The sequence below is a fragment of the Novipirellula aureliae genome, assembly GCF_007860185.1.
Lineage (GTDB): Bacteria > Planctomycetota > Planctomycetia > Pirellulales > Pirellulaceae > Novipirellula_A > Novipirellula_A aureliae.
Genome location: NZ_SJPY01000001.1, coordinates 957164 through 984158, shown reverse-complemented (window position 1 = coordinate 984158; position 26995 = coordinate 957164). Strand labels below are relative to the sequence as shown.

14 protein-coding genes are annotated in these 26995 nt (G+C 52.3%); 8 read left to right on the top strand and 6 right to left on the bottom strand.

The genetic code is table 11. The features are described 5' to 3' along the window. Position 1 precedes the first annotated feature (1 nt). From secA to Q31b_RS03675, 3 genes are all read right to left on the bottom strand, one after another. Complete coding sequence (secA, locus tag Q31b_RS29470) at positions 2-3718, bottom strand: preprotein translocase subunit SecA (RefSeq protein WP_146598264.1); 3717 nt, start codon at positions 3716-3718, stop codon at positions 2-4. Between the two features lie 462 nt (positions 3719-4180). Further along, the gene (locus Q31b_RS03680; RefSeq protein WP_197171009.1) at positions 4181-5965 is read right to left on the bottom strand and encodes an alkaline phosphatase D family protein; all 1785 of its coding nucleotides are present in this window, start codon (positions 5963-5965) and stop codon (positions 4181-4183) included. Between the two features lie 46 nt (positions 5966-6011). Next, on the bottom strand, positions 6012-6908 hold the full coding sequence (locus Q31b_RS03675) for a hypothetical protein (protein ID WP_146598262.1): 897 nt from the start codon (positions 6906-6908) through the stop codon (positions 6012-6014). Positions 6909-7356: 448 nt separating this feature from the next. Between Q31b_RS03675 and Q31b_RS03670 the strand changes: the two genes are divergently transcribed. Then, complete coding sequence (locus Q31b_RS03670) at positions 7357-8298, top strand: cellulase family glycosylhydrolase (protein WP_146598261.1); 942 nt, start codon at positions 7357-7359, stop codon at positions 8296-8298. Positions 8299-8356: 58 nt separating this feature from the next. Here Q31b_RS03670 and Q31b_RS03665 read toward each other — a convergent pair whose 3' ends face one another. Then, on the bottom strand, positions 8357-9451 hold the full coding sequence (locus Q31b_RS03665; RefSeq protein WP_146598260.1) for a hypothetical protein: 1095 nt from the start codon (positions 9449-9451) through the stop codon (positions 8357-8359). Between the two features lie 296 nt (positions 9452-9747). Here Q31b_RS03665 and Q31b_RS03660 point away from each other — a divergent pair, with 296 nt between their 5' ends. Next, a complete protein-coding gene (locus Q31b_RS03660; protein ID WP_146598259.1) occupies positions 9748-11130 on the top strand; it encodes a cytosine permease in 1383 nt (460 codons plus the stop codon). Positions 11131-11631: 501 nt separating this feature from the next. On the opposite strand, the gene Q31b_RS03655 is transcribed toward Q31b_RS03660, so the two are convergent. Further along, positions 11632-12051, bottom strand: a complete 420-nt coding sequence (locus Q31b_RS03655; RefSeq protein WP_146598258.1) for an OsmC family protein — start codon at positions 12049-12051, stop codon at positions 11632-11634. A 118-nt stretch (positions 12052-12169) separates the two neighbouring features. On the opposite strand from Q31b_RS03655, the gene Q31b_RS03650 reads away from it, so the two are divergent. Further along, positions 12170-13072 carry a DUF58 domain-containing protein gene (locus Q31b_RS03650; RefSeq protein WP_146598257.1) on the top strand — a complete coding sequence of 301 codons (903 nt, stop codon included), beginning with the start codon at positions 12170-12172 and terminating at the stop codon, positions 13070-13072. Between the two features lie 184 nt (positions 13073-13256). Further along, on the top strand, positions 13257-14453 hold the full coding sequence (locus tag Q31b_RS03645) for a lysophospholipid acyltransferase family protein (RefSeq protein WP_146598256.1): 1197 nt from the start codon (positions 13257-13259) through the stop codon (positions 14451-14453). 240 nt (positions 14454-14693) lie between these two features. On the opposite strand, the gene Q31b_RS03640 is transcribed toward Q31b_RS03645, so the two are convergent. Next, on the bottom strand, positions 14694-15536 hold the full coding sequence (locus Q31b_RS03640; RefSeq protein WP_146598255.1) for a glycoside hydrolase family 16 protein: 843 nt from the start codon (positions 15534-15536) through the stop codon (positions 14694-14696). A gap of 408 nt (positions 15537-15944) precedes the next feature. On the opposite strand from Q31b_RS03640, the gene Q31b_RS03635 reads away from it, so the two are divergent. The 4 genes from Q31b_RS03635 to Q31b_RS03620 are packed head-to-tail and all read left to right on the top strand — an operon-like array spanning position 15945 to position 26664. Then, positions 15945-17960: a BatA domain-containing protein gene (locus Q31b_RS03635; RefSeq protein ID WP_197170851.1), complete on the top strand. Its 2016-nt coding sequence runs from the start codon at positions 15945-15947 to the stop codon at positions 17958-17960. Further along, complete coding sequence (locus Q31b_RS03630) at positions 17957-20338, top strand: glutamine amidotransferase (RefSeq protein ID WP_197170849.1); 2382 nt, start codon at positions 17957-17959, stop codon at positions 20336-20338. Before Q31b_RS03635 ends, Q31b_RS03630 begins: the two co-directional genes overlap by 4 nt. A gap of 4 nt (positions 20339-20342) precedes the next feature. Further along, positions 20343-25511 (top strand): hypothetical protein, encoded by a 5169-nt coding sequence (locus Q31b_RS03625; protein ID WP_146598252.1) that lies wholly within the window; start codon positions 20343-20345, stop codon positions 25509-25511. Position 25512: 1 nt separating this feature from the next. Then, entirely contained in the window at positions 25513-26664 is a 1152-nt protein-coding gene (locus tag Q31b_RS03620; RefSeq protein WP_146598251.1) for a hypothetical protein, read from the top strand. Positions 26665-26995: the final 331 nt, after the last annotated feature.

The window sequence follows — 26995 nt, the reverse complement described above, 5'->3', positions numbered from 1 at the left end:
ATCAAATAACTTGATCGCGTTTTCTCAAACAACACGATTTGTACTTTTTACCGCTTCCGCATGGACATGGGTCATTGCGACCGATTCGAGGTTCGGCGTGCCGAATCGGGTCGGGCCGCGACGTTTCTTCTTGATTGCTCTGTTCAGCCGCTTGCTGGGCGGGTGTATTGGCATCTCGCATCGTTCCCGCATTGCTGGCCGATCTTGGATCATCTTGGTGCGTCTTTGCTTCGACCCAAGTGCTACGGATGAAATCTTCGTTAAAGGATTCCATACGGAAAATCAGATCGGTGACACGTTCGCCGATCGATTCCCACATCGTATCGAACAACCGCATCCCTTCGCGTTTGTATTCCACTTTGGGGTCCATTTGGGCGTAGCCCTTCAAGCCGACGCTGCTCCGCAAGTGGTCCATTGTCAGCAAATGGTTCTTCCAGCCTTCATCGACAATGCTGAGCAAAATTTGCCGTTCCATTCGTCGCATTTCGGGATAGAAGCGGTCATCGACAGCACCATCGACGACTAGGCGAATCGCTTCGCGATCCTTTCGAGCCAAATCGTTTTTGTCGGCATGATGATTGAGTTCTTTTTGAAGCCATACAGCCAACGCATCCAAGTTGCCATTATTTCCACTTGCAACGATCGCCGTCGTGTTTTTATCGGCGTCACCGAAGACTTCTTCGATCTTCGTCTCCGCCAATTTGTGTTTGGTTTCGGCTGCATCCCCTGCTTTGCGGCTAAATTCAACAAGTTGGGCTTTCAGGTCGTCACGATTGAGTCGGACATCTTCAGGGCTAAGATCGACCTCGAATCGACTTCTCACCCAAGCAACCAAGCCTTCGCGATCGAGCGAAACTTGAGCCCCTTGTTTTTCCGTGAAGCGTGAAATGCCGGCAATCACCGGATATTCCGCTTCCTTCTGGTTGTAAGCCTGTTCGGCTCGCTGCATCAACGAATCGGACACCTTGCGTAGATCTTCGGCATCGCGGAACTCATCCGGCGTCGTTTCAATTCCAAACTTGTGCCGCATCCAGCCGCACAGGGTACGGAGAGAAAAATCGGCATCGAGAAGCGGTTCCCCTTCGCTCAAGTCGACCTTTGCGATTCGTTCGTGAGCTTTGAGGATCAACTCGCTGACCAATTCGTCCCGTTCCAATGCCTTGAGTTGATGCTCTTGGTAATTGGTTCCCAATTGAGTGTTCGCCCAATTGACCAACGCTTTCCAATTCCATTCATCCTCCATCGACTGCGGCAGATTCTCTTCGACGATTTCTTCGACCATCACCTCCGCTGCCCGCTCGGCCTGATCGACCGAATAGGACTTGGCCATATCGAAATCCATATTCACGAAATCGCGAGCTTCCAATTTGCAATTCAGTTGGTTACCGGCAAACGCAGCGAACGATTCGACACCATACTTGGGATCCAAGAACAGACTGACGTGTTTATCGATTTGGCCACGGATCAGTTGCAAGACCATGTTGCGAGAGGAATGGCCATCGAGCAAGTTTTGGCGGTAGCGGTAAACCCGTTTACGCTGTTCGTCCATGACTTCGTCATAGTCGAGCAAGCTTTTACGGATTTCGTAGTTACGTTCTTCGACTTTCTTTTGGGCTGCCGAGATACGACGGGTCACCATGGCGGACTCGATCGCTTCGCCTTCTTGCATTCCCAATCGTTCCATCATGCTCTTGACGAAATCACCAGCGAAAATCCGCATCAAGTCGTCTTCGAGAGACAGATAGAACCGGCTTGAACCAGGGTCGCCCTGACGTCCACAGCGACCGCGAAGTTGCAAGTCAATACGTCGAGATTCGTGGCGTTCGGTCCCCAGCACATACAAACCGCCAAGCTTTCGGACGATGTCGCCCTCTTCGCTCATCTTTTCACGATCGTCAATCTCTTGGACGAGAGCATTCCATTCGTCATCGGGCACTTCCAAACGCGTTGGGTACTTGTGTTGGAGCTGAGCCCAAGCCATCGTTTCGGGATTCCCCCCGAGGACGATATCCGTACCACGGCCCGCCATATTGGTCGCGATTGTGACCGAGTTGACCCGGCCTGCTTGAGCGACAATCTCTGCTTCACGCCCGTGATTCTTCGCGTTCAAGACGTCGTGTTTGATGCCGCGTCGTTCGAGCAAGGCCGACAAGCGTTCGCTCTTTTCAATACTAACCGTCCCGATCAGAACCGGTCGACCGGCGCGTTCGATACGGACGATCTTCGCATCGGAGATCTTTTCGGCTTTCTTTTCGTCTTTCCGCAGGAAGGTGACCTCTTCATCATTTTCGCTTTGGATTTTGCCCCAAATCTCGTCACCGTTCTTCAAGGTGATGACGTCCCATTTGTTGCTTCGTTCGACCTCTTCAGCCAATGCCTTGTACTTGTCCTTTTCGGTCAAGTAGATCAAGTCAGGATGTTCGATCCGTTCCATTTCACGGTTGGTTGGAATCGCAACGACGTCGAGCCCATAAATCTTCATGAATTCGGTCGCTTCGGTCATCGCCGTACCAGTCATCCCCGACAACTTCTTGTACATCTTGAAGATATTCTGCAGCGACGCGGTGGCAAACGTTTGCGTCTCTTGTTTGATCGGCACGCCCTCTTTTGCTTCGACAGCTTGATGCAGTCCATCACTCCATTGGCGACCTTCCATCAAGCGACCGGTGAACTCGTCGACAATGATGATTTGGCGATCTTTGATGACGTAGTTCACGTCAAGCTTGTACAAGTAATGCGCCTTCAATGCATTGTCGATCAAGTGGGGCCATTCCATATTCCCAGCGGTATAAAAACTTTCGACCCCCGCCAATCGTTCGGCTTCGCGAACCCCTTCATCGTTCAGCGAAACGTTGTGCTGTTTTTCGTCGACTTTGAAGTGTGTCTCGTTTTGCAATTGCCGCGCAACACGATCCGCTTCGGCGTAACGCCCGAGATCCAAATCGGCAGGCCCACTAATGATCAACGGAGTCCGTGCTTCGTCAATGAGAATGTTGTCGACTTCGTCAATGATCGCAAAATTGAGCGGCCCTTGGCACTGCTGAGCTTCTTTCGGATATCGATCGTCGCCCTTCGCCGCTGGACGCATGTTGTCACGTAAGTAATCGAAACCAAATTCGTTGTTGGTTCCATAAGTAATGTCGCACAGGTAAGCCGCTTGCTTATCGGCCGTGGCCATACCCGATTGGATAGCATTGACGGTCAGACCCAAATTCATGTAGAGCGGCGCCATCCATTCCATGTCACGACGTGCCAAGTAATCGTTGACCGTCACGACATGCACGCCTTTGCCCTCAAGCGCATTTAGGTAGGCCGGTAGCGTGGCGACCAACGTTTTCCCTTCACCGGTGACCATTTCGGCAATATCACCATTATGCAAAACCATTCCACCGATTAGTTGGACGTCATAATGCCTCATCCCCAGGAACCGTTTTCCACCTTCACGGCATACCGCGAAGGCTTGGTCGAGGATATCGTCCAAGGTTTCACCATCCCGCAGTCGTTGGCGAAAAATCTCGGTCTGAGCGCGTAATTCCTCGTCGCTCATCGCCTCATATTTCGGCTCGAGCTCGGTGATACGCGAGGCACGTTGTTGTAGGCGGGCGACGGTTCGAGCGTTCGCGGAGCCGAAGATGCCGGTCACGACGCGATTGGCACCTTTGGCAAAGCCGCCGAAGATGACGCCAAGAACGTCAAACAGTTGTTCGAAGATTGACATGAGTTTCTGTCGTTAAATAAATAATAATCGTATGCGGATAGCCGTTTGGCCATCGATTCGGCCCAGCTATTTTATAAAGGTTTCGGTTTTTTAGAGGGATAGCCCTAAAAAACACAGTTTGTTGCGGAAAAACATGGGCTCACGCGATTGCGACGGCCAAGCATCAAGCTGCGTCAAAATGGCATTGCACCTACTGTTTTGGTAGTCTACGGCAAATAGGGGGCCATGCATTGACCAAACGCCCTGGTCAGGGATTGATTTGGGTGCATTTTGAGCCATCTAAGTGCTTCAAGTATGGCAAGTTACGAGTTTAGTGAAGATGGGTCAACTGTGATTGTCGCCCTTGATCGTAGGCTCGGTCAAGGAGTCTTGTCGTCGCTGGGCTGGCATCCGCAGCGGACATCACTCAAGCTAGCAATCATTCGGCGAAGCCGTCTTACGATTAGCTACCCATCGTCGTAGCTACCCATCGTCGCCCACGCGAGCTTTTTCTTTCACGATCGTTTCCGGAGCGTCTTTGCCCGCTTTGATGACGAACGTTCGACCGCGCGGCGCATGAGGCACAAAACGACGCCCGTTCACACGAACCGTATATAGAATTTCGGCGTTCTCCGAATCGATTAGTTGGACAACGGGTGAATCGACGTCAAACGTCAACGCGTCAAGCTTTCCCCACGATGGTGGATTGTAGTTGTCGAATTGCGAGATCGTGCGGGGCCATCCCGGGTATTGCCTGGCGGCGGGATCGGTGATGTCGACGTTTCGTGGCCAACATTCCATCGTGATCTGGCGTGTTTTCGTATTGAGACGCACAATGCCAAAACCCGCCGCGCGCGTGTTCAACAAGTTGCCCGCCGGTGTTTCCTCAGGGTTCGCGGCTGCGTAGTTGGTGACTTTGTTGTCGAATCCATCGACTTGATCCCCCGTGTATTCGAAGCTGCCCGGTTCACGATTCGTTCCCGGTTCAAGCGGTTTCCACCAACGCAAATAAAGGTTGGCGATGGAGGGAACACAGAACGACCAGATCGCGTCGCGGTGTTCGTCAATGCCGTGATGAAAGATCGTGGCTAGGTGTTGATCACCCGCATAGTGGAACGCGAACGCTTTGCGTAACGATCGGAGTGCACGATTGCGTCCGCTTTGTGGCCAACCGTTGGAGTCCATATCGGCATGCAGCCGACCGTTCGCGGTGCCGTGAATGTGAGCACCTCCACAAAAGATCGTTTGCGACAATGCAACTTTCATCTTTGCATTTTTCCAATCTTGGGCCCAGTCATCAATGAAATCGAGTTGTCGTTGGCCCAGCAAAATGGCACCCTCCACATCGACACTGGCGGGATCATAATCGGGATTGCGAATATGATCAGGTCGCGGCCCTTGTTTGGGAACTCGCCCCGCTGGACCGGTCTTGAACTTGCGGTCTTCTAGAATCGCGAAGTCGACATTCCCCCAATTCAAATTGGTGAAATAGACGCCAATGCCTTGGCCAATCCTTTGCGGGTCGACCGGGTCGGGCAGATGGCTCGTTTGCGCTCGTTCCACTTCCTGGACATAAACGCCAGGTTGAGAATAACCTCCGTCGGCGGCACCGCCGAGCGTCGAGATCTTTCCGCTTTCGCCCCACAGGTTGGGTTGTCCGACATCGTGGTCATCGGGCAAACAGATCGTCGGACGGTCTTTGATGATATCTCCGAAGTCTCGCCCGAATTTTAGCCATGCCGCATAATGGCGATGGTGGTCGTAGACTTGATCGCCGGAAAAGAACAGTACGTCGGCATCGATCTTCTTCACGTTTTCAAGGAGATCCTGACGAGAAATATCGCCACCGTGAGCCGGTTGAATCGAGTTGCCGGTAAATCCAGCGACAATCATCTCAGCTTTGTCCACAGGGTTTTTGCGGATAACGCCTTCATACTTCGCATCCGCACCATGCCGCACACGATAGCGGTACGCGCGGGTGTCATCCCAGTTTTCGACGCGAAAGGGTGCGGTCCATCCTGCTTCGATTACGTCCGCCTTGGCAACTTCCAACCACTGGACACCTTTGAGGATTTCCAAACGAGCCGTCTTGGGGTCGCCTTTTTCAAGAGGATAAAGTTGGGCAGTCAGTTTAAGGGTCTTGTCGTGGACCGTGTACAACGCAAAACAAATCACCTCACTCCGCTCGACATCGGGGATCGATAGGTCGGCTCGAGCGGGCCGTTGGCTCTGTTGCTGAGCGAAAAGCGAAGCGTCGGCAAAGAGCATGGCCAAGTAGAAGAGTACGAATATTCGGTGTTTATTTATACGGTGTTTATTTTGGATCATGGACTGGGCGATTGGGTTTGTTTGGTTTGGAAGGCTGCCGCCCTATTAGAAACAAATAAAAAGGAACAAGAAAGTGTGGCGCTCGATACACTGCTTCGTGAAGATAATGGTCTGCTCCCCAATAAATGAGTCCCCACGACATACCGGCGACCGGACGCGCGATGGAGGTCAAAAACCCCCAGAGGGTTGCATACAAAGCACTCACCCGGCGTGTACATGGAATGCAAATACCAATGCACACCAAGAAATCGAGGACGCCTGCGATTCGCAGTAGCGTTTGAGCAGTAGGGTACTCAACGCCGAGAATCAGGGTTGTCATGCCACAAAATTTTCCGGGTGTCGGCCAAAGGCCAAGCGCATAACAACCATGACCGGCAAAGGTCGTGATCACGGCAATCATTGCGGTGACCACGGTCGCCCGCTGAGTCACCCCAAAGGTTAACGCCATGACAAGCAGAATGGGCATCAATATCTGGCCGCCCTGTTCAACGAACATCGGCAACTGGTACTGCGATGAAACGTAGGCCGCGTAACTGAGTAGCGTCAGCAACCCGCTACCCAACACCAAGGCGGACATCTGTACCCAGGATTTTTTTCTGACAGTCAGCGTCAGAATGGTACATCCCAGGTACAGCCAACCGATTCTGGCGATCCATTTTTGCACAAAGCCGTCATCTGCACCGGATCCAACAAATCGATCCCAATCGAGGCCCAAGCGGCCTGCAAGTTCAAATGCCCTCTCATGCCAAAGCAACGCATTGTAGGGTCCTTCCCAATAAAAGTGTGCCCAAGTCCAACCAGCAAAACAAAGAAACGCCCCGATACGCAGAGAGACGATTGGTAGCTTGTTTTGTGGTAGCTTGTTTTGAATCGACTCGTCCATGTTTCGTCCTATTTACCATCGCTGAAAATTTTGCCATCGCTGTGAATCATTGTTTTGAGACACTCGTTTCTTTTTCCGTTCAACCACCCTACCGTTCAACGAAGCGTTTTAATGAAGTGCTTTGTCGCCGCTTGATTTTAGGCTTGGCAAAAGAGTGGCTGGGGGATCTTGCCCCAGTAAGTTACAACGGAAAGCCACAGCCACGATAGATTCTTACCCCAATTCTTCGTTGTGACAAAGCAGTCGTGGATCTTGTTGGGATGTCGATAGTCCCTTCGTCGTCCGGATTTCAGCGGTGTTCGCTGCGTTCGACCGCCATCCTGAGGGCTGAAATCCCTTCGGTTGGTTTATCGTTCGCCTTTACTCAAAAGCTTCCGCCACTAAAATCGACGTTTCTTAAACATCCTCTCGCTTGAGGGGGTCAGCAACTTACCGAAGGATTCAATCGATGATTTTCCAAAACACCTTGCTAACGTCTTTCTGGGCAACCGGAATCGTATTGAGCTTCACGGGTTTTAGTCATGCTGGCGGAATGAATTTGCCGCGGACCCATGGCTCGTCGAACCAAGGCGCGTTTCTGCCAGGCGTTTACCAATACGATTATGACGAAAAAGACATCGCCAGAATACAAGAGTCACACTTTGATCATTTCCGCATGTTGGTCAACGTCGAAACCTGCCATGACTCCGAGGCACTCACCGAGATGTTGACCCTTTTTGCGAAGTTGGGCAGTCGAGGTATCGTGTGCATGAACGACACGAACCAACCGGGTGAAATCGAGCATGGCAATGGCCGTGTCAACGATCTAGCCGAAATGGCGGCAGCATGGAAGATCGTCTATGAACGGGTCAAGCATCTACAAGACGTCAAATTTGAGGTCTTTAATGAACCGTTTGGCTATCGGTCTGCTGAAGAGTATTTGCAGGCAATGAATACTCTCATCGCTAAGGCTGGTTTGCCCGAAGAACGCTGCATCCTCAATGGAATTGGCTACGCGGAAGACATTCAGTCGGTCGCTAAGGCAGGCTGGACCGGAGACTTGGCGTACCACTTTTACCCCAATTGGTTGCCGCGTGGGCAGCAATCGTTAGGGAACTATTCGCAGCTCATTCAAACCAGCCTATCGGGGGTCAGCAACGACATTTACATCACCGAATTCGGTGCAGCCCTCAATCGAGGTGATGTCTACAACGCCTCATCGACGAGGAACGGAAATGTGTTGGCACTTCAAGGGCTCCAAGATGCACTGCGGAACTTGAAAAAACGCGGACAACACGTCAAGGAAACCTACCATTGGCACGGCTGGGACAACGGAGATTCGTACAGTTTTTGGGACAAGGACAATCATTTTGGTGCCGAAAAGATCCGTCAGATACAAGAAGACCCTTGAGGCTTTCCCGCTACACCAAAGCAGCACACGCCATTCACATTTGTGTTTTTGGCGTGCCTTAGCGTTTCACACCCGGTTCAATGTTATTTTGGATGTTGGTACGAGCGGCCTCGATTGCGGATGCAACTCGTGACGATTCGCTTTCGATATGCGTCCGCATCCGAGCGATTTCGGACTCCAATTTCTGGACGTGTTTTTCCAACGATTGATTGTCTTCCTGCAACGCTTTTTCGCGGTAGAACAAATCGGTCACGTCCAACGGTTCACCCGCCGTGACATTGAATTGTCGTTTGAACTCGTCGATTGCACTTTGCCGAATCGATTCGACTTCCTGCTCGGCAAGTGATCGTTGTTCAGCCGCTTGTTGGCGAAGTTGTTCCAGTTCAATGGGATTGATTTTGGCCATCCCCAGGTCCTTCAGCATTGCATCGAGTGCATCCGATTTTGCTTCGAGAAGTTGTTTGCGATGGGTCGCTTCGAGTTCGGCCAAAGTCAAGTCCTGTTCGCGTCGGATACGTTTGAGTTCTTTTTCTTTTTCAAATGCCGCCGCTTCGATGTCATCATCCAATTGTTTTTGATGCCGTGTTGCATCGGCACGTTTCTCTTCTATTTCCGATCGCAAACGATCGACATCCTCGGCAGCCGTATTCAAGTCGGCCAACTTGCCAATTTCTTCGACCAATGTATCACGCTGATTGGTCAGCTCTTCGAGTTCCTGTTGCAGAGCCGTGCGGCGAGCATCATGTTCGGACTGCATCATTTGCAGCTTGACGTTGTGTTCCCGCGTCGCTCGATCCAACTGAACACTCAGTTTTTCTTGTGACTCGGCAACTTGGCTGATCACTTTGGCGTAACGTTCGCGCCGATCATCGGCCAATCGTTCCGCCTTAGCCCATTCTGCTTTCTCTCGTTCTATCTCCAGCTCAAGTTCTTTCATGCGTTCCAGATGAGCTTCGCGTTGTCGATTGTCCTCGGCTTCCGCCTCCTTCACTTCCAGTTCGTATTGAAGTTCTTGCAACTGGACTTCGCCTGGAGAAATTGGCCCTCCTTCACGAGCGGCTAATTGTCGCATCAGTTCGATGCAATAGTCCTTTGCCTCTTGTGCCTTCAGTCCTTGAACTTCGCTTTCGGAATAAGTTAATTCGCTTGCCATCCATTCAGTCCTCGCTCTGGGGTGTAAATCATTCGTTGATTCGGATTCTACTCGCGGAGATGCCCTCTGTGAAGCAATTCTCGCTCGCAGCTTGCCACCGCTTAATCTTTGGGCAGCGGAAGTCGTCAAGCCTTTCGCCCGCTAAGTGATCGCGCACGAAGGTCTTGACGATATTCGCCACGATGGCAGATCTCTTTACCTTAGCCTGGTTTACCGGTGCTTCATCGCGGCTATACTCTTGCGATGGGCATGAGCACTCCCTTCCCCCTCACCAATTTCCCGCAAAAGACAACTCAATGGCAACGAACTTACCGCACTATGTCGCGTCAGCTAAACCTGTCCCACAAGAAGGCCGAATGCCGTGGTTCAAAAGCACGGCCCAAACCTACGCGGGAATTATGTTGTGGTTTGTTTTTTGGGACAATGTTCCCGCCAGTGGTGCGGCGACAGCAGGCGGAGTGCTTGGACATGGGCTTGCGATCGCCTTGCTCGGAGTCGTCATTGCGGCCCTCGTCTGTCACTTCTGCTGCTATCTAGCTCCCGGCTTGATGGGGATGAAGACCGGCTTGTCGTTGGCCGTGGTCGGCACGTCCACCTACGGGGTGAGAGGCGGTTTTATCATGCCTGGCTTCTTTATGGGTATCTTGCAATTCGGTTGGTTGGCCGTTAACGCATACTTCTCTGCGATGTTGGTGGCCAGTTTTGCAGGCCATGACGGTGGTTCTGCGGTCCACATGGGAATTGCGATCGCGTGGGCGTTGTTGGCGGTCTTCGTCGGTTTGAAGGGAATCGCGTATGTTGCCAAAGTAGCGACCTACTTGCCACTCATCCCGCTAGTCATCCTCTTGGTTTTGTTTGCCAAGACCTTCTCGGGTATCGGAAGTTTTGAGCCGAGTATGCTGGGCGTCACCGCAGACCTAAATGTTTCATCATTGGACTTGATGTTCATTCTGATCGCAAACGTGGTCGGTTTCTTTGCCACTGCAGGTGCTGCGGGCGTCGACATCGCGTCAAGTAACCCAACCAAAAAGGACGTCCACTTGGGCGGCTTGGTCGGAGTTGCTGGCGTTACGATCTTCACCGGTTGCTTGGCACTACTAATCGTCGCGGGAACTTACGGAAGCGGCATGATCGCGGGCGGCGAAACGCCACTCGAACCCACCAAGTTGATGGAGTCGATTATGGGGACGGGGACCGGAAAGGTCTTCATGCTCCTGTTGGCATTAGCGGCCTTTCCACCTGCTTGCTTTAGCTCGTTCATCGCTGCCGAGAGTCTCAAAAACACGCTTCCAAGTGTCAATCCATTCGTCTCGTGTGGCATCGGTGCAGCTTGTGCGATTGGCTTGGTTTTGTCAGGCCAGGCGGGTAATGCAGCGGGTGTCTTCGGATTTATCGGCGCATCATTCGGGCCAATCTGTGGTGCAATGACCGCTGATTATCTGTTGGCTGGCAAGCAGTGGCCTGGCCCGCGTGCAGGGTTCAATCCAGCGGGATGGATTTCTTGGGCATGTGGATTCGTCGTCGGTGTCTGGCCCACTTTAGCACCAAGATTGGGCATCGATTTTGCGATGCCATGCCCACCGGTTGCAGCGATCATCGTCGGCTTCGTGCTCTACCTAGTACTCGCCAAGATCGGCATGACCACAAAGATATTGTCAATGCCTAGCGCACCGCAGTAGACAACAACGATTAAACAAAATCAAACGATCATTGTGTGTAAGATCACTGTGTGTGAGATCACTGTGTGTAAGATCACCCTGCAGTGGATACCGTGCAGTGGATAGAGATCTTTTCGCAAATCTTCGAACGCCCGCAAAAACTGATATGCAAACGTGTCACAGCCCCCGGTAGAAACCGTAGCCCTCGTCGAGAAGCCAGACGGCACGATGGTTCCAGTTACTCCCTACGCTTTCTTTTCCTATCATCGTTACTGTCGGAGCCGAAATGGCACTCGTACTAACCTGCACGAAATGCGGTCAACGACTGAGCATTCCCGATGAGCTTAGGGGAAGGCGAGTTCGATGTCCCAAATGCAGTGAATCGCATCTCGTCGGAGAAAAGAAAAAAGCGGCAACTTCACCCGCTGCTGCCAAACCGCAGGCCATGGCAAGGCATGCGAAAAAACATGACAAACAACAGCGTATCGATGGAGCCCCCTAAAGTGACGATGACATCGGACACTACGCTTCGTAGACAAACTCGATCGGTGCCTCGATATCGGGATGCAAGCTTTGGTGGACGGGACACTTTCGGGCTGCCGCTTCGATTCGCTCTCGCATCTTCGAATCGTTCACTCGGCCCGCCGGAATCGTGACGATCGCTTCAAGGCGGCCGATGCGACGCACCGGGTCGGCGGCCATTTCCTTGGTAACGCTCACCGTCGTCCCGGATAAATCGATTTCGTGTCGCTCGGCAACGAGGCCCATGATTGTCAACAGACAACTGCCCAGAGCCGTTGCGACCAAATCCGTGGGCGAAAAACTCGATCCTTTGCCACCATTGTCGACGGGCGCATCGGTGTGAAGTTGGACGCCGCTCGGCCCATGGACCGCATCGACGCGAAGACTACCATGGTATGTGGCTTGGATATTGACTGACATTCTTCTAAAGCTCCGTTATAGAAAACAGGTCGTTGAAAATTTCCGTAGGGGACTTCGCTAGAAATCCCTCATCGTTAATCTATGCTACTCTATTCCGGAAAGAAAAGGCATCCGCATCATGACCAGAATCCTCGACCTCGTTTCGCCACAGCAGCTTGCGCGAGTCGCGTCACTGCAGATTTTGGCTCGGCAGACGGTCGAGGGCTATTTCTCGGGACGCCATCGCTCGCCTCAAAAAGGTGTCAGCGTCGAATTCAAAGAGCATCGCCCCTACGTCCGTGGCGACGAACTCAAGGACGTGGACTGGAAAGCATTCGCAAAAAGCGATCGGCTGTCCATCCGCCAACATGAACAGGAAACCAACTTACGCTGCACGTTGCTGGTCGACCGCAGCGGCTCGATGATGTATGGGGGGAGTCGTAGCACCCAAGGCAACAAGGACCGCTACGTTCAGGGCCTGGCGGCATCGCTAGCATATTTGATGCTATCCCAGCAAGACTCGGTCGGTGTGATCACGTTCGACCACATCGTGCGAGCGAACATTCCGCCCCGCAACCGCCCGTCACATTTGCAAGCCGTGTTGAATGCTTTGTGTCGCCCGATCGATGGATCGGAAACCGATCTGGGGGCTGCCATTTCCAGCATCGTGCCCAACCTTAAACGACGAGGACTTGTCGTGCTGGTGTCCGATGCCATGGGAGACCTCAAAAAGCTCGGACGCGTTCTTGCACAAATCCGTGCCCAACAACATGAGATTGTATTCTTCCATATTCTCGATCCCGACGAAGTCGACTTTCCGTTTCATGGGCATGTCCAGTTTCAAGATCTCGAACGGCAAACCGACGATATTAAGCTTGATCCCGACCTGATCCGCCGTGGCTATTTGAAGCGGTTCGACGATCACGCATCCGAACTTCGTGAACTTTGCACACGAAATCGCATTGATTTGGTAACGATCCAAACCGATGAACCGCTCGACCATGCGCTGCATCACTATGTATCGAACCGGAGAATCGGCTAGTGCAGCGAAAAGGTAAGTTGGAACTCACTTCGCAGTTCGCGGGACATTCAAATGAAATTACCTCGATCACGCTATCCTTAGACGGAAAACACCTGCATTCGCAGGAGCACAACAATTGCACCAATTGCACCATGAAGCCCCGAGGCGAATGGCCGACTTCTTTAAACAGTGAAGCGTACCAACAATGAACCGATATCGCATGCGTTTTGCTCCTAATGTTTGGACGCCCCAGTTGACTCCTTGGTTGGTGAATTGGCTGAGACCGTTTCGCAAACGCCGCCAGTGGTCTGAGCTGCGGATCAAGAATGTTGAAGTGGTTGGCGATGCCATTGTACGCGAACAACTCGATGCGGGATGCGGCGTGTTAATGATGCCGAATCATTCCAGCCATGCGGATCCGTTCACAATCTATGCGGCGGCGGATTTGATTGGTACGGCATTGTATGTCATGGCGACTTGGCATGTCTTTGACGGAAAACCTTGGCTAACGCAGCGTCTGCTTCGGTGCCATGGTTGTTTTAGCGTCGACCGTGAAGCGAACGACATCGGTGCATTTCGATTGGCAACCGGCATCTTGCAACAGAAAAAGCAGCCGTTGGTTTTGTTTCCCGAAGGCGAGATCTATCATTGCAACGATCGTGTAACTCCGTTTCGAGATGGAGCGTCGGCGATCGCGGTTGCAGCGGCACGTAAATCGGATCGACCGATTGTCTGTATCCCGTGCGCGATTACGTATCGCTATGAGGAAGACCCGACTCCGCAGCTGACAGAGACGATGGGGCGATTGGAAGAAGCGATTTTTTGGAGACGTCGTAGCGATCGGCCACTTGAAAAACGTATCTATCACTTCGCCGAGGCATTGTTGGCTGTGAAAGAGTTAGAGTATTTCGAGCAGGCTAATTCGGGACCGCTGCCGGAGCGGATTCGCTCTTTGAGTGATCATATTCTACGATCCGTCGAGTCGCGTCACGAGATCGATGGTGGTATCGGTTCCGTACCGGAACGCGTCAAAGCGGCGCGGCGAGCCATTATTGGCAAGCTCGAAAACGTCGAATCGGATTCGCAGGTGACAACGGACCTCAACAATGACCTCGAGGATCTGTTCTTGGTCGTTCAATCGTTCAGTTACCCTGGGGACTACGTCAAAGCGAAACCGTCGATCGAGCGGCTAGCCGAAACGCTCGATAAGTTTGAAGAGGATATTTTGAAACATCCTACCGCATCGATTAAAGCTGAGCGGAGTGTGCGGCTAGCGTTTGGATCGCCAGTCAAGGTGTCAGCGGACCGCAAGGACAAGGGACAAATCGCCCGAATTACGGGTGAAGTCGAATCCGCAGTCCAGTCGATGCTCGACGACGGCGTGAAATGGCGGAGCCAATAGCGGGGACGTTTCGCTCGCTTGCTTTTCGGTTCGGGGCGGCATTCAATCAAAAATCAATCGATCGAGTTCGAAGAAAGTGGAGTGATTCAGGGCGAAGCAACCTCTTCATCGGTCCTGTCGAAATTTGTTTGCAAGGTAGCGATCAAGTTCACGGAAGTGTTCGACTGGATCGACCCTAAAACACCCCAAAATGCCCAAAGAGAAATTTGACAAGATTTGCCCGAGAGCTGTCTACGAGACTTACTGATAAACGCGGACGTAATCGACTTGCATCTGGCGGGGAAACTCGGTCGTCGCATCAGGCGAACCAAGGAAATTGCCGCCCACCGCGACATTCAAAAGCAGATGAAATTCCTGATCAAACGGTGCCGGAAAGTCGGCGCCGGCTGTGCTCCATTTGGTTTGAGTTTGGTATCGTTTGCCATCGATCAGCCAGTCGATTTGCCCAGGCTTCCAAACAATTGAAAAGACGTGAAAGTCATCTGCGAAACTTCCTGCTTCTAGTTTGTACTGATCGCCTGAGTGGGTGTTCCGCGGCCAGTTATCACCGTAGTGAAGGGTTCCCAGGACAATATTGGGATCTTGCCCTCTCATTTCCATAATGTCGATCTCGCCACTCGCCGCCCAGCCGCCGTACTTTTCGTCGGTCGGCAGCATCCAGATTGCGGACCAGATTCCCTTTCCGGCCGGAACCTTTGCTCGAACATCAATCCTGCCGTATTTCCAATCGCCACGTTTTTTCGTTCGAACTCGACCCGACGAATATTCTCGCTCCGTACCGCTGACTGCCGCCTTGTCGTTTCGAGCTTCGATTACCAAGTTTCCATCTTCGACACGAACGTTTTCTTGGCGATCGGTGTAAATTTGAAGTTCTTGGTTGCCGCCCCCAAAGGCATTGACCTCAATGCTCCATTTCGACCGATCGAGCTCCTCTCCTTCAAATTCATCGCTCCAAACCAACTGGGAGTAGGTCAGGGACGCTGGTTTCGCATCCAACACCGCCTCTTGAGCAGAGCTGTTTGCGGGCAAGAGACAACAGCAACCGAGGAGAGTGATGGAAAGAGAGTTAGCTGAAATTCGCATAGCGTGTTTCTCGTTCAACTTGAGGTGACAAGAGATGGGTAATTAAAGAAGACGTCGATCTTTGACAGTCCTCTGTTACGAGCAGAAAATAATATTAATTCGGTTTTCGTCGGACAGAACTCTTCACGATGCATTAGATCACGTCCCCGACCGGTGCAAGAACGATCGATGTCCGCCGCCAGCATCGTGGTAAAGAGCGAAACGACTCATTTACGGGTTTCCAGATTCGTGAATGACGTACTGTCATAGAAAACGGGCGATTTATCGCGTATGTTACTCGATCCAAGAAAGAATAGGCATCCGCATCATGATCCGAATCCTTGACCTCGTTTCGCCACAGTCGCTTGCACCCGTTGCGTCGCTGAAATCATTGCGTCGCCAGACGGTTTCGAATCGGAGGCAGAGCTAGTGTCTCTGCTTAACGGAATTCTCGCTTTTGGCGCCGCAGCGTTTGTGATTCCGCTGGTGATCCATCTGCTGCACCGCAGTCGCTTGCAAACCGTTCCTTGGGGAGCAATGTATTTGCTCGCTCCGATCGTCCACAACAATCGCCGCCGTCTCAAGTGGACGAATCTCATTCTGCTATTGATTCGCTGTGCGATACCAATCGTGTTGGCATTTTGCCTGGCCCGCCCTGTCCTGACGTGGTTTCAAGTCTCATCCTCCGATGGCCCTCAATCCATCGTTCTGGTCATCGATGACAGTTTAAGTATGACAACCACCGATGCTTCGAATGTTTCGCGAATCCGTCGGTTACGTCAAAGTCTCGGCAATTTATTCACGAGCGAGTCGAGGCGTGACGAGGTGATTTGGATGCCGACCAACAACCTCGACGATCCGCCCGCGACGATATCGCCCGCTTTGGCGATTGAAAAAGCGGATGAAATGCAAACCATCCGTGGCCCCTTTTCGCTTGCGAATGTTATTCGTCGTGCCGTCGCAGTTGCCAAAGATGGTTCGTATCCCTACCGTCGAATCATCATCGCATCCGATTTCCAAAACGTCAATTTGGATCATTCATCGATCGAAAGCGTCAGGTCATTTGTCGAAAATTCAAAAACAGAAGATTCACCATCGCTTTCCTTTCCAAGGATTCAACTTTGGAATTTGTCCGCGAACGACCCTGATCCCAAAAACGTTTGGATCGAGTCGATCGACACGCAGTCGCCCGTTGTGGTTCCAGAACGCCAGACTGAATTGACGGCGACCATTCGAAGTTCCGCCGACCAAGAATTGTCAGAACTAAAATTGATTTGGTCAATCAATGGAGAACGTTTGGATTCGGCTCCCGTCAGTGTTCCCGCAAATGGGAAAGCAACCAGTCGGATTCCCTATCGATTTCCTGAACCAGGCGGATATGAGATATCCGTGCAAATTGATTCAGCGTCGATTGAATCCGCAGACCATTTGAGGGCTGACAATACTCGCTCGTCTTTGTTGCAAGTGATCGAACAAATCAAAGTATGGCTGGTCGATGGTGACCCGAGCGAGCGGCCGCTCGAAAGCGAAACTGATTTTCTGCGCATTGCGCTCAGCCCGTTCACCTTTGCTCAATCGGACGAGGTGGATGCAATCATTACGACCACGGTTTCAGCCGATCGCATCGAGGATGAATTGGGCAAGAACCGTCCTGACGTTTTGGTGCTCGCCAATGTCTTGGACTTATCGGTTGTCGCACAAAACAAGATTGCCGAATTCGTTCAATCGGGTGGTTCGCTCATCTTGTTTGACGGGGCGAATTTAAGTGACGCAAACTATCGTTCTGGGTTCCAGCATGGTGACGTGACGATGCCGCTTCCCGCTTCGATAAAGGAGTTAGCCGGAGTGGTTCCAGAGAAGCAAAAGCCCACGTCGGCGGCGGCGCCACTGCGAGTCGAAAGCGGAGAACTGCGATACGCTGCCTGGCAGGGGCTCAGTCGTGGCGACCGCAATCCGCTTCGTGATGTCGACATTTATGCCTATCGAAAATTGCGTTTGTCGAGCGACGTGGACTCTACCGTGTTACTCTCGATGCAAAACGGTGATCCGATCGTCGTGGCCGCGACGCGAGGTGCAGGTAGCATTGTCCAATTTGCAATCCCTGCGGATACCGGCTGGACCAATCTGCCTCTGCGCCCCGTGTTCGTTCCCTTGATGCAGCAATTGGTCGTCGATTTGGTTACGTCCATCGACAAATGGCAGAACGGTGCGGGGCAACCGCCGGCTCTGGAATCACAATTGCAAGCAGCCAACTCTGAAACGATCCGATCGATCACGGATCTAATCGGAGCGACGATTCATGACGATGTCGATTCGATCAATACAATTCAAACGGAGGAACAATTTGGAAGAGAACTTTGGAAATCGCTGCTGGCCATATTGCTCGTACTGATGGTGACGGAATTGGTCTACCAACAATGGAGCACAGGAGTGCAAGCACGGTGAATTGGCTTCTTGCTTCACTTCGGTTTACGGCGAACATGCCCCTTTTCGCAGTCGTGGGTTTGGCTGCTGTGGCAATGATTGCGGTCGTGCTGTTTTACTACCGAGAAACTCGCAACCTTGCCGCACCAATGTCCATTTTCTTGCCGCTGCTTCGCGGTTTGGCCATTGCACTGACGATTCTGATTTTGTCAGGTCCCGTCTGGTATTCACGATCAACCATCGGAACGCTTGGCCGCGTTCAGTTTGCCCTCGATGTTTCTTCTAGTATGTCCATTACGGATGATCACTCATTGCATCCGCTCGAAACTCGGCTCCGGCGGGCGACCAAATTATTGACTGGTCGGAACGGCAAACCAGGCTTGATCGATCGTCTTCGCTCAACGCATCAGATTGAAATCGTTGCCATTGATGGCGATGCATCCATTCCGATTTGGACCAGCGACTCGGATGAGTCGCCTATGGTGCTTGGTGAGCTCCTTGCCAAATCAAACCGCACGGATTTGTCTTTGGCTTTTCAGCTCCCCGAAGATTCAAATGCGAAAACGTTCGCGGTTGAAAAACAGCCGATTCATGAAGCGGTCGTATTGTTTAGCGACGGACGGCATAACGCAGGCGAATCTCCGGTGCAAGCGGCTGAACGAATGATCGAGATTCCCCGTCAGGTTATGACGTTTGGCATCGGCAGTGAAACAGAACCTGTTGACCTGGGGATTGTCCAAGTCGTCCGTCCTGAATCCGTTGCCGTCGACGGTAAATTCAAAGGGCAAGTCGTCGTCAAGCACTATGGCATGACAGAAAAAGAGATCGAAGTACGGATCGAGCATTTGGGGAGGACCGTTTGGCAACAGCGGTTACCCCCCCGCCATGATGGCGAACAAGAAGTGGACTTCGAGATTGGCCTGGCTGACTTGGTTCAGCAAAAGGAGGTCACAAGCGATACCGATCGGCAAATCAAACGCGACGCCGTGGCAGTCGAGTTTCGAGCGGTGGTGAATGCTGTCTCAGCGGATGAAAAGTCACTCGAATCACGAGACGATCCGAACCACTCTCTCTTGAGCGAAAACAACTCGATGCGATTTCGAGTTGCGGCATCGACTCGGGCACGCCGCCTGTTGATTTTGGATGGATCAAGTCGCTGGGAAACCCGCTACTTGAAAAATATTTTCGAGCGAGATCCGGCGTGGCAAGTGGATACGGTCCTGTTTGGGCCTGGCACCGAGACCCCGCAAATTGATCGAGGTGAAGCAGCGGGACAATTCCCTTCGAATGCCGAAGCGATATCCGTCTACGATGCGATTGTATTGGGTGAGGTTCCCGCCGATCAAATCACGGCAAAGGATGCAGATTTGATTCGGCGATTTGTTGCTCGCGGTGGTGGGTTAATTATCATCGATGGTCAATATGGTCAGATTGCCGATTTGGCGGCAACCAATTTTGCGGATCTCGTCCCCGTCCGTTTTCCGCTCGGCGGAACCGCCGCTGCAGCCGGCCCGATCGAGTTAACTCCGCTCGGCCGCGATCATCCCGTATTTGACATTCATGCGACAAGTTCTAACCTCGATACACTTTGGAAACAGTTGCCGCCTCCATCCCATAGCGTCACCACCGCAGCAAAACCTGGCGCGGAAGTGTTGGCGAACTTGCGAATGGGTGAAGATTTGTCGCCCCCCTGGATGGTCACTCAATTGTACGGATCGGGCCGCATCTTCTATCTGTCATCGGACCAATCGTGGCGATGGCGTTACAAGTTGGCGGACCAATTACACGCTCGTTTCTGGAATCAATTAATCGAAAATGCGATCCAACCGCCCTTCGCCGTTGACAATGGGTTCGTAGCGATCGGAACGGACAAAGTTGACTACAATGAGGGTGAATCTTCGCTGCTTCGTACTCGATTGAGAGGGCCTCATGGTGAAGCGGTTGGCGATGCGACGGTTGATGCCCTACTAATGGTGGGGGATCAAGTTGTAGAAGCCGTACCGCTTTCGGTCGAAAACCGGTCGCGTGGAACCTACCGTGGCCAAACGTCACAACTAAAAACCGGACGTTATGACGTGAAGATCCGAGCTAGCGGTTTTGGGATGGAAGCTTTGCGAGTTTCGACTCCGATTTGGGTTCGTTCGAATCAGCTCGTCGAATCGAATCGACTGTCGCTTGATCGAAATCGAATGGTCGCTGTCGCGACCGCTGGGAAAGGCGAATATTTCGATGAAACGGAAACGAACGTTGAACAACTTCTCGACAAATTGCAACCCCTTTCGAGTGGTGTGATCGTTGAGTCCGAGATTTTGCTTTGGCAGTCGTACTATTGGTTTGGATTGATTGTTTTGCTGTTGTCCATTGAATGGCTACTGCGTAAGCGAGCGGGGTTAGTTTAAAAGGATGCTTGATCCAATAACGATTGAGACGCTGGAATTGTTTTCACGCCGTCGGCGACGGTTGATTCTGCTGCGGAGTGTGTCCATTGCGACACTCGCGTTTCTATTGGCGATGAGCTTGGTAGCTCTTTGCGACTACCTTTGGTTATTGCCTGGTCTCGTTCGGATCGCGCTTAGTCTTGTCGCCTATGCGATCACGGCGTTTTCACTTTGGGCGTTGGGGCTACGGTATCTTCGGCACCAAAACACATTGAGAGCCGCTCGGCAATTGCAAGCGGTTGAACCCCGTGTACATGATGATCTATTGTCGGCCGTCGAGTTTTCTGATCGACAAAACATCAACGGCTCGGTCGAATTGCATGACCGTTTGCAAAGCATGGTGGCTCGCCGACTTCTTACGCTTGATATACCGAAAGCATTGCCGATCGATTTGGTGCGCCGTTGGTTGATCGCTTCTGTGGTGCTCGGCGTGGGATGTTTACTCCTCCTGCTCATTCCTTCATTACAGTTTGGTCGCCGTTTGGCTCGAGCAGCGATGCCAATTGCAGCGATCGAGCGAGCCTCGTTGACTCGCGTGACGATTATTGAACCGTCACCCGTTACACGATTTGTCCCTAAGGGCGATACGATTGCGGTGATCGTTGATCTCGCGGGCAAGCCAGCGGACCAAGTCACACTCGAGTATCAAAGTGATGGAGTCTTGGCGTCCAAACAAATGATTGAACGTCAACTGGAAAGTTCCACCGTCTATTCCGCAAATCTGGAAATGGGAGACCATCCGATCGACTACCGCGTCGTTGCCGGCGACGCCGTCACGCTTTGGTATACCTTGACACCGATCGGCCGGCCGTCGACCAAGTTGTTCCAGTGGCGTTACGAATTCCCTGCGTATACGGGTCTTCCCGATGTATGCGAACAGAGCACCGAGGGCCATTTGAACGCTTTGAAAGGAACAAACGCCCACTTAATGGTGCATTTCGATCAAGCCGTTCGTGATGTGCTTGTCGTCTACAAGAACGACGATCGCTCTCTCGCACTGCAACCGGCTGATTCATCAAACATGGCCTTTACCGGCATCGTGCCGATCGAATCGGCGGCGGAGTATCACATCGACGCAGTCGGTATCGAAACGGAATTGAACAATCCATTCGGCCCCCGCTATGCGATCACCCCAGTGCTCGACTCAGCTCCGATCGTTCGATTGGATAAAGATCCGCAACAGAGCGAATTGGTTTCACCGCTCGAAACCATCACCATCGACGGATCGGTTCAAGACGATTTGCCTATTGACCATGTGTTTTACGAAGTGAGTGTCAATGGCTCGGAAGCCGTCGTCGGGGCGATTGGGGAAGTAGCGATTTCGGTCGACTCACTCCCAGCGTCCCAGTTTTTCATTAGCAAGACCATTGATTTGCTTCGTCTAGCGTCAGAGCATGAGTCAGGTCACTCAAAGCTGAGTCATGGAGACGTCGTTCGCATTCGCTTGGCCGCGATCGACCGCCACAACCAAAAAGGCACCTCCCATTGGCGGCAACTATTTGTCGTCGATGAAACGTTTGACCGATCGCGACATACGTTGTTGGATGCGATGCACTCGATAGCGGTGCAAACGATCGATTGGGTCGAAAAATCGACAGAGCAAAACGGCGGCCAACCGGCTCAAAAGGAAGAACTCCTACAAAACCTGACCAGCACGCTCGCTCGTTTGTCTTCACCTTCCAACGTGATCAACGTCGAACAAATGGGCAGGGCAATCATCCGTTCGGACTCGACGAAACAACTCGAACAGCTGAGCGGTTTTGCATGGGCGATTACCAACCATCATTTAACCTCTGCCGTAATGGCGGATGTTACTGCGATTTGCGAAAGTCTCGAGCCGATCGTGACTGGCCAAATCGATCTGCCGCTTCCTTTGTTTGAGCGTTACTACCGACTCGCCATCGTCCGTTTGTCCGCAATCGATCGTCTCATTCGAAAGTATGACATTGTGCTTTCGAATTCTCAAAGACGCCCTTTCGAAGAGTGGATGCGGTTTTCGGAGTCTTGGCAAATAAGACTCGATAACGCTTTACAGGATCCGCCTGGCGAAGAAAATCTGCGGGAATTGATGAGTCGATTTGCAAACGACTTGAAGCAGATTCGCAATAATGGATTGCTAAAAGACCAACTCGCCAGCGACTTGTATCGGCGAACCGATCGTTTGAATCATCAAGCCCGATTGGAATTCAAGTCGATTCGAAAAGAGGTTGGAAACAAGTTCTTCTTTAAGCAATGGTTGAATCAGCTTGAGCAATACGAGTCGATGCATCGAATTGGTTCGAATGTTGATTTGGACTACGCATCCGATTTGGATCTTCTAGCGAAAGCGATTGCATTTATTGAGTCGGATCCGTTTCGTGAGGCGTTCGACATCGAGCCGAGGGTGGCGATGCGTGAGCTTTTGGCAGCGGGTGAAGTATTGGAAAGTGCTCATGAGGCGGTTCAAATCAAACGCGAACTCTTTGAACTGATTTCATCGGAAAGCCAAATGGGGTCCGCTAGAGACCTCCGGCAATCCGACGCTGTGACTTACGCCAAGGCTCGCGTGGAACATCCGTACTGGTTCGAGCGAATCGATCGAGGCATCGATTTGCAATCGTCTGAAGCGATCAAACAGGTTCGTCGTCTTCCCGGCTTCCGCCGAGCGGCGGAACAGATCAACGAGCGGCGTTGGCGAGGAGAAAATTATCAGCCAATCGATTCACTGCTCCGCGATGTCTTCGTCGAATGGAACGCAGCGATTAAGATCAACGAGCCCAAAGTGATCGAAGCACGTCAGATCATCCGTCGGTACGTCCCTAGTTTGGTTGAGCAAGCTCGCCAAGCAGAGCAGAAAGCAGCTGCAGCGAAGGAGCGTGTACGCGATCGAGAAGATACTTCACAAGCGACCGCACAGAAACTTGCTCAACAGCAACAAATTGCTGCCGATGCGGCCGCAGAAACGATGCAGCGTTTAGCGGACCTCGCAAACACCGCTGACTTGGCCGACCCGCACGAACAACAACTTGCACGCGATGCCGACGATGCGGCTGCCCAAATTGGCCGTTCCCTTCAGCAAGCGGAAACCTCGATGCGAAAAGCGACCATAAGTCCTAGCGAACAGGACCGACGTGAAAATCTTGATCGGACCGCGGACGCACTTAAGACACTCGAAGAGTCGCTCCGCTTAACCGCTGACCATTTCGAGAGAGCCGAAAAAGGCCAAGATTTGACGGAGTCGAGAAACGAATTGGCAAAAGCAAGAGCATTGGCGGACGACGCGCAGAAGGAAACCGAGGCAATGGCAAACGGTTTTGACCAAGCCGCACAACTGTCGAAAGTTGGCAATTCTTCGCCCGAAGAGTTGCTCAAACGACTTGAAGTGGAGTTGAAACGCAACGAACCGATGCAGCAAGCTCTCGTGAAAATTGCTTCCGATACCACGCAGACCGCAATCAACGATTTGCTCGATGCGGCAAAGAAACAAAAGGAGCTGAACAACCGCATTGAAACCTCCGACCCAGAAATCCGAGAGCAGAAAAAACGGCAGTCCCAGCTGTTTGAAGGTTTGGTTCGGCAGACAACAGCGGTGCAAGGTGCGATTTTGAACCGTGCCCATCGAACCGCTGCGATGGCGAACCAGACAGAAGTCCGAAACGAAATTTCTGAATTAGAACGAGCATTACAGGCAATCTCGCAGTCGATTCGTGATACCAACCGAGAAGATCGATTGATGTCGGAAATCAATCAATCGGCACGACAGACCCAGCAACAGTTTGCCGAAGTACTAACTCGAATCGCTAATATCGAAAAAGCTCTTATCGAAGCCGCTCAGAAGGATCGTGTCGCCAATGAAGTGGAACGAAAACGTTTAACGAGTGACGCGCGGCAAGCTCAAATCGAATCACGCAATCAACTTAGCCGTGAACTTCTAAACCAGGCGAATTGGTGGTCAGACAACGCGGAAGAAGCAAGCCGCCGTATCAGTGAAGCTCAGCGGCAGACTTCCGGCACGGGCGAGCAAGTCGAAAGATCCAGACGGACCGAAGCGGCCGCTCGTGCGTCCAAGGTCTTTGCCCAACAGCAGCAACTGCTTGCCGATCGGCAGCGGGGCATTGTCGAGCGACTGCGTATTGAACCCCTTGAGCAACCGAACCCTGCTGCGGAAGCGGCTGCGGTCTTGATGAGGCAGGCGGGTGAGGCGATCTCGCTAATAGGTGACCGGATCGCTTCGATGGTTGAACAAACACAACAAGCAGAGGCAATCAACCCCTCTCGCCAATCGCTCGAATTGGCTCACCAGACTCAGGTGGAGATCACCAACCAAACGGCCTTGGTCGTCGATCAGCTCGCTCGTACCAAGCGACATCAGCAGCGTCTGGGGGATCACCAGCTGGCTGAACAATTCCGCCAGGCAACCGAAGCGGTCAAGGAAAACGCAGTCGAATCATCGAAGCAATCGGAAAATGTCATCGAGGGAATCCTTCAACAATCACAGCAATCCGACGATCGTGACCAACCGATTCTAACGCAAATTGCGAAGGCGTCCAATGCAATCGAAGCGGAAGCTCAGCAGCTATCAAGGGCGTTCCGCGCCGAGATTGGCCGATCGCAACCCGAACCGACCACCGCAAATCAGCAGGAGCAACAGCGGCAAGCGATGCAGCTAGCGCGGACACTCGATGAACTCGACCGTGTCGTCTTTCCAGGAGAGATCCCCAACCGTCAAGATGCGGGGCAGGCATCCAAGGGAAACGGGGACTCGCAGCAAGGTTCGTCAAAGTCAGCCGCCGATGTGTCACCAACGCTGGCATCAGAGATGAACCAACAGATGCAATCGATTGCGATGAAACGACAGGAGCAAATCGTTTCCTCTACAATGTCTTCGTTATCAAACCAACGACAACCGTCTCCGAATGCAGTCCGATCACAGAGTGCTCCTTCTGCGATGGCATCCGCAGCGGAATCGAAGGGTGGCGTTTTAGAAGTCGAAGGCGTCGAACGTTTAGGGGAATCGGATTGGGGACAACTTCGTTTGCGAGGCCGAGAAGATGCCGCCGAAGCTTCGCGAACAGGAACTTCGCCTCGATACCAGACGCAAATCGAAGCCTACTTCGAAGCGGTCGCCCGGCAAAGCACTCGGTCAAAGGAATAAAATGGTGGTTAATGATCGTGACAAATATACTCGCCGGCGAGCCATGCAGACGGCCGGGGCATTGCTGGCATCCTCATGGTCGGGTTCGCATTCCGATCCCGTAATCGCCGAAGAGTTTTCCGCACGACTCTACCTTGCCGATGCAACCGATCGTGCGGTTCAGCAAGCTATCGATTTTCTAATTGACAAGCAAGACTCCGAAGGTGCGATCGCAGACCGGAACCATCCCGTCACCATGACTTCGCTTGCGATCATGGCGATGGCTTCGATCGGAACTCAACCTAGTGACAATTCAAAATTTGCTCATTCGATGCGGCGCGCAATCGACTATGTACTCAAGCCCGTCCATCAAACCAAAGAGGGCTATTTCGGCCAGTACGATTCATCGCGAATGTACGGACACGGCATCACAACGTTGATGTTGACGGAAATGCTGGGCATGGGGGTTAGCCGCGATCAGAACCGGCGAATTTTCGAGGCCCTCGCGCCCGCGATCGCCCTGATTTTGGCAGCGCAGAAAGTCCCTAAATCCAGGCGGCATCGTGGTGGATGGCGTTACGAACCAACCAGCCGAGATTCCGATCTAAGCGTATCGGTTTGGCAGGTGATGGCACTACGAAGTGCAAAAAACGACAGCTTAAACGTCCCCAAGCAAGCGATCGATTTTGCGATAGAATTTCTACAAGAATCTTTCGCCCAGCCGGAGCTACTAACGACCGCTACAAGTGCAACCCCGGCGGGGGAAGACGGTGCACTTGTTCGGTGTGGGTTTACTTACATGCCCGGCTCACGGCAAAGCACGTTCGCCATGACCTCGGCTGGGTTGCTGGCCATTCAAGTGTGCGGGCTGTACGAGTCGCCGATGGTTACCAGCGCAGCGGAGTGGTTACTAAAGTACCCACCCGAAAAGAATGATCGCTTTTTCTTTTACGGCATTTACTATTATGCTCAAGCAATGCATCAAGCTGGCGGAAAGTATGCCAAAACGGCCGAGGAAGTAACGTCAAAAATGCTTCTCGATTCACAAAAGACCAATGGTTCGTGGGTCGCCGAAAACAGTGAAGAGCGAAACGTTGGAGCGGTCTATGCAACTTCACTAGCGGTGCTGAGCTTGAGCGTTCGGTATCATTACTTGCCGATCTACCAACGGTGACGATCTACCAACGGTGACGATCTACCAACGGTGACGATCTACCAACGGTGACGATCTACCAACGGCGACGACGGATGCCATTCATTCGGACGCAATGCGATAAACGAGAGCGGTATCCAAGCTAAGATCCAACCTGAAAAGTGACTTGACCTGGAACGTCGGATGGTGCCCTTGGACAGAGGCTGTTTTTTACCTATAATCGGCCTATGTCAATCGGAATCAAAGGTAGGTATGATTGTTAGGTAATCGTGCAAAGCCACTTGCGAGAGTTCAGGTGATCGTTTCTGGCCGCTCTCCAGCGTTGGAAACACGCGTTAGCCGAGCAGTTTGA

Coding starts and splice junctions, on each gene's coding strand:
- Q31b_RS03620 (WP_146598251.1), top strand. CDS start 25,513: ATGGTGGTTAATGATCGTGACAAATATACTCGCCGGCGAGCCATGCAG.
- Q31b_RS03650 (WP_146598257.1), top strand. CDS start 12,170: ATGACCAGAATCCTCGACCTCGTTTCGCCACAGCAGCTTGCGCGAGTC.
- Q31b_RS03640 (WP_146598255.1), bottom strand. CDS start 15,536: ATGCGAATTTCAGCTAACTCTCTTTCCATCACTCTCCTCGGTTGCTGT.
- secA (WP_146598264.1), bottom strand. CDS start 3,718: ATGTCAATCTTCGAACAACTGTTTGACGTTCTTGGCGTCATCTTCGGC.
- Q31b_RS03670 (WP_146598261.1), top strand. CDS start 7,357: ATGATTTTCCAAAACACCTTGCTAACGTCTTTCTGGGCAACCGGAATC.
- Q31b_RS03625 (WP_146598252.1), top strand. CDS start 20,343: ATGCTTGATCCAATAACGATTGAGACGCTGGAATTGTTTTCACGCCGT.
- Q31b_RS03675 (WP_146598262.1), bottom strand. CDS start 6,908: ATGGACGAGTCGATTCAAAACAAGCTACCACAAAACAAGCTACCAATC.
- Q31b_RS03680 (WP_197171009.1), bottom strand. CDS start 5,965: ATGCTCTTTGCCGACGCTTCGCTTTTCGCTCAGCAACAGAGCCAACGG.
- Q31b_RS03665 (WP_146598260.1), bottom strand. CDS start 9,451: ATGGCAAGCGAATTAACTTATTCCGAAAGCGAAGTTCAAGGACTGAAG.
- Q31b_RS03655 (WP_146598258.1), bottom strand. CDS start 12,051: ATGTCAGTCAATATCCAAGCCACATACCATGGTAGTCTTCGCGTCGAT.
- Q31b_RS03645 (WP_146598256.1), top strand. CDS start 13,257: ATGAACCGATATCGCATGCGTTTTGCTCCTAATGTTTGGACGCCCCAG.
- Q31b_RS03660 (WP_146598259.1), top strand. CDS start 9,748: ATGGCAACGAACTTACCGCACTATGTCGCGTCAGCTAAACCTGTCCCA.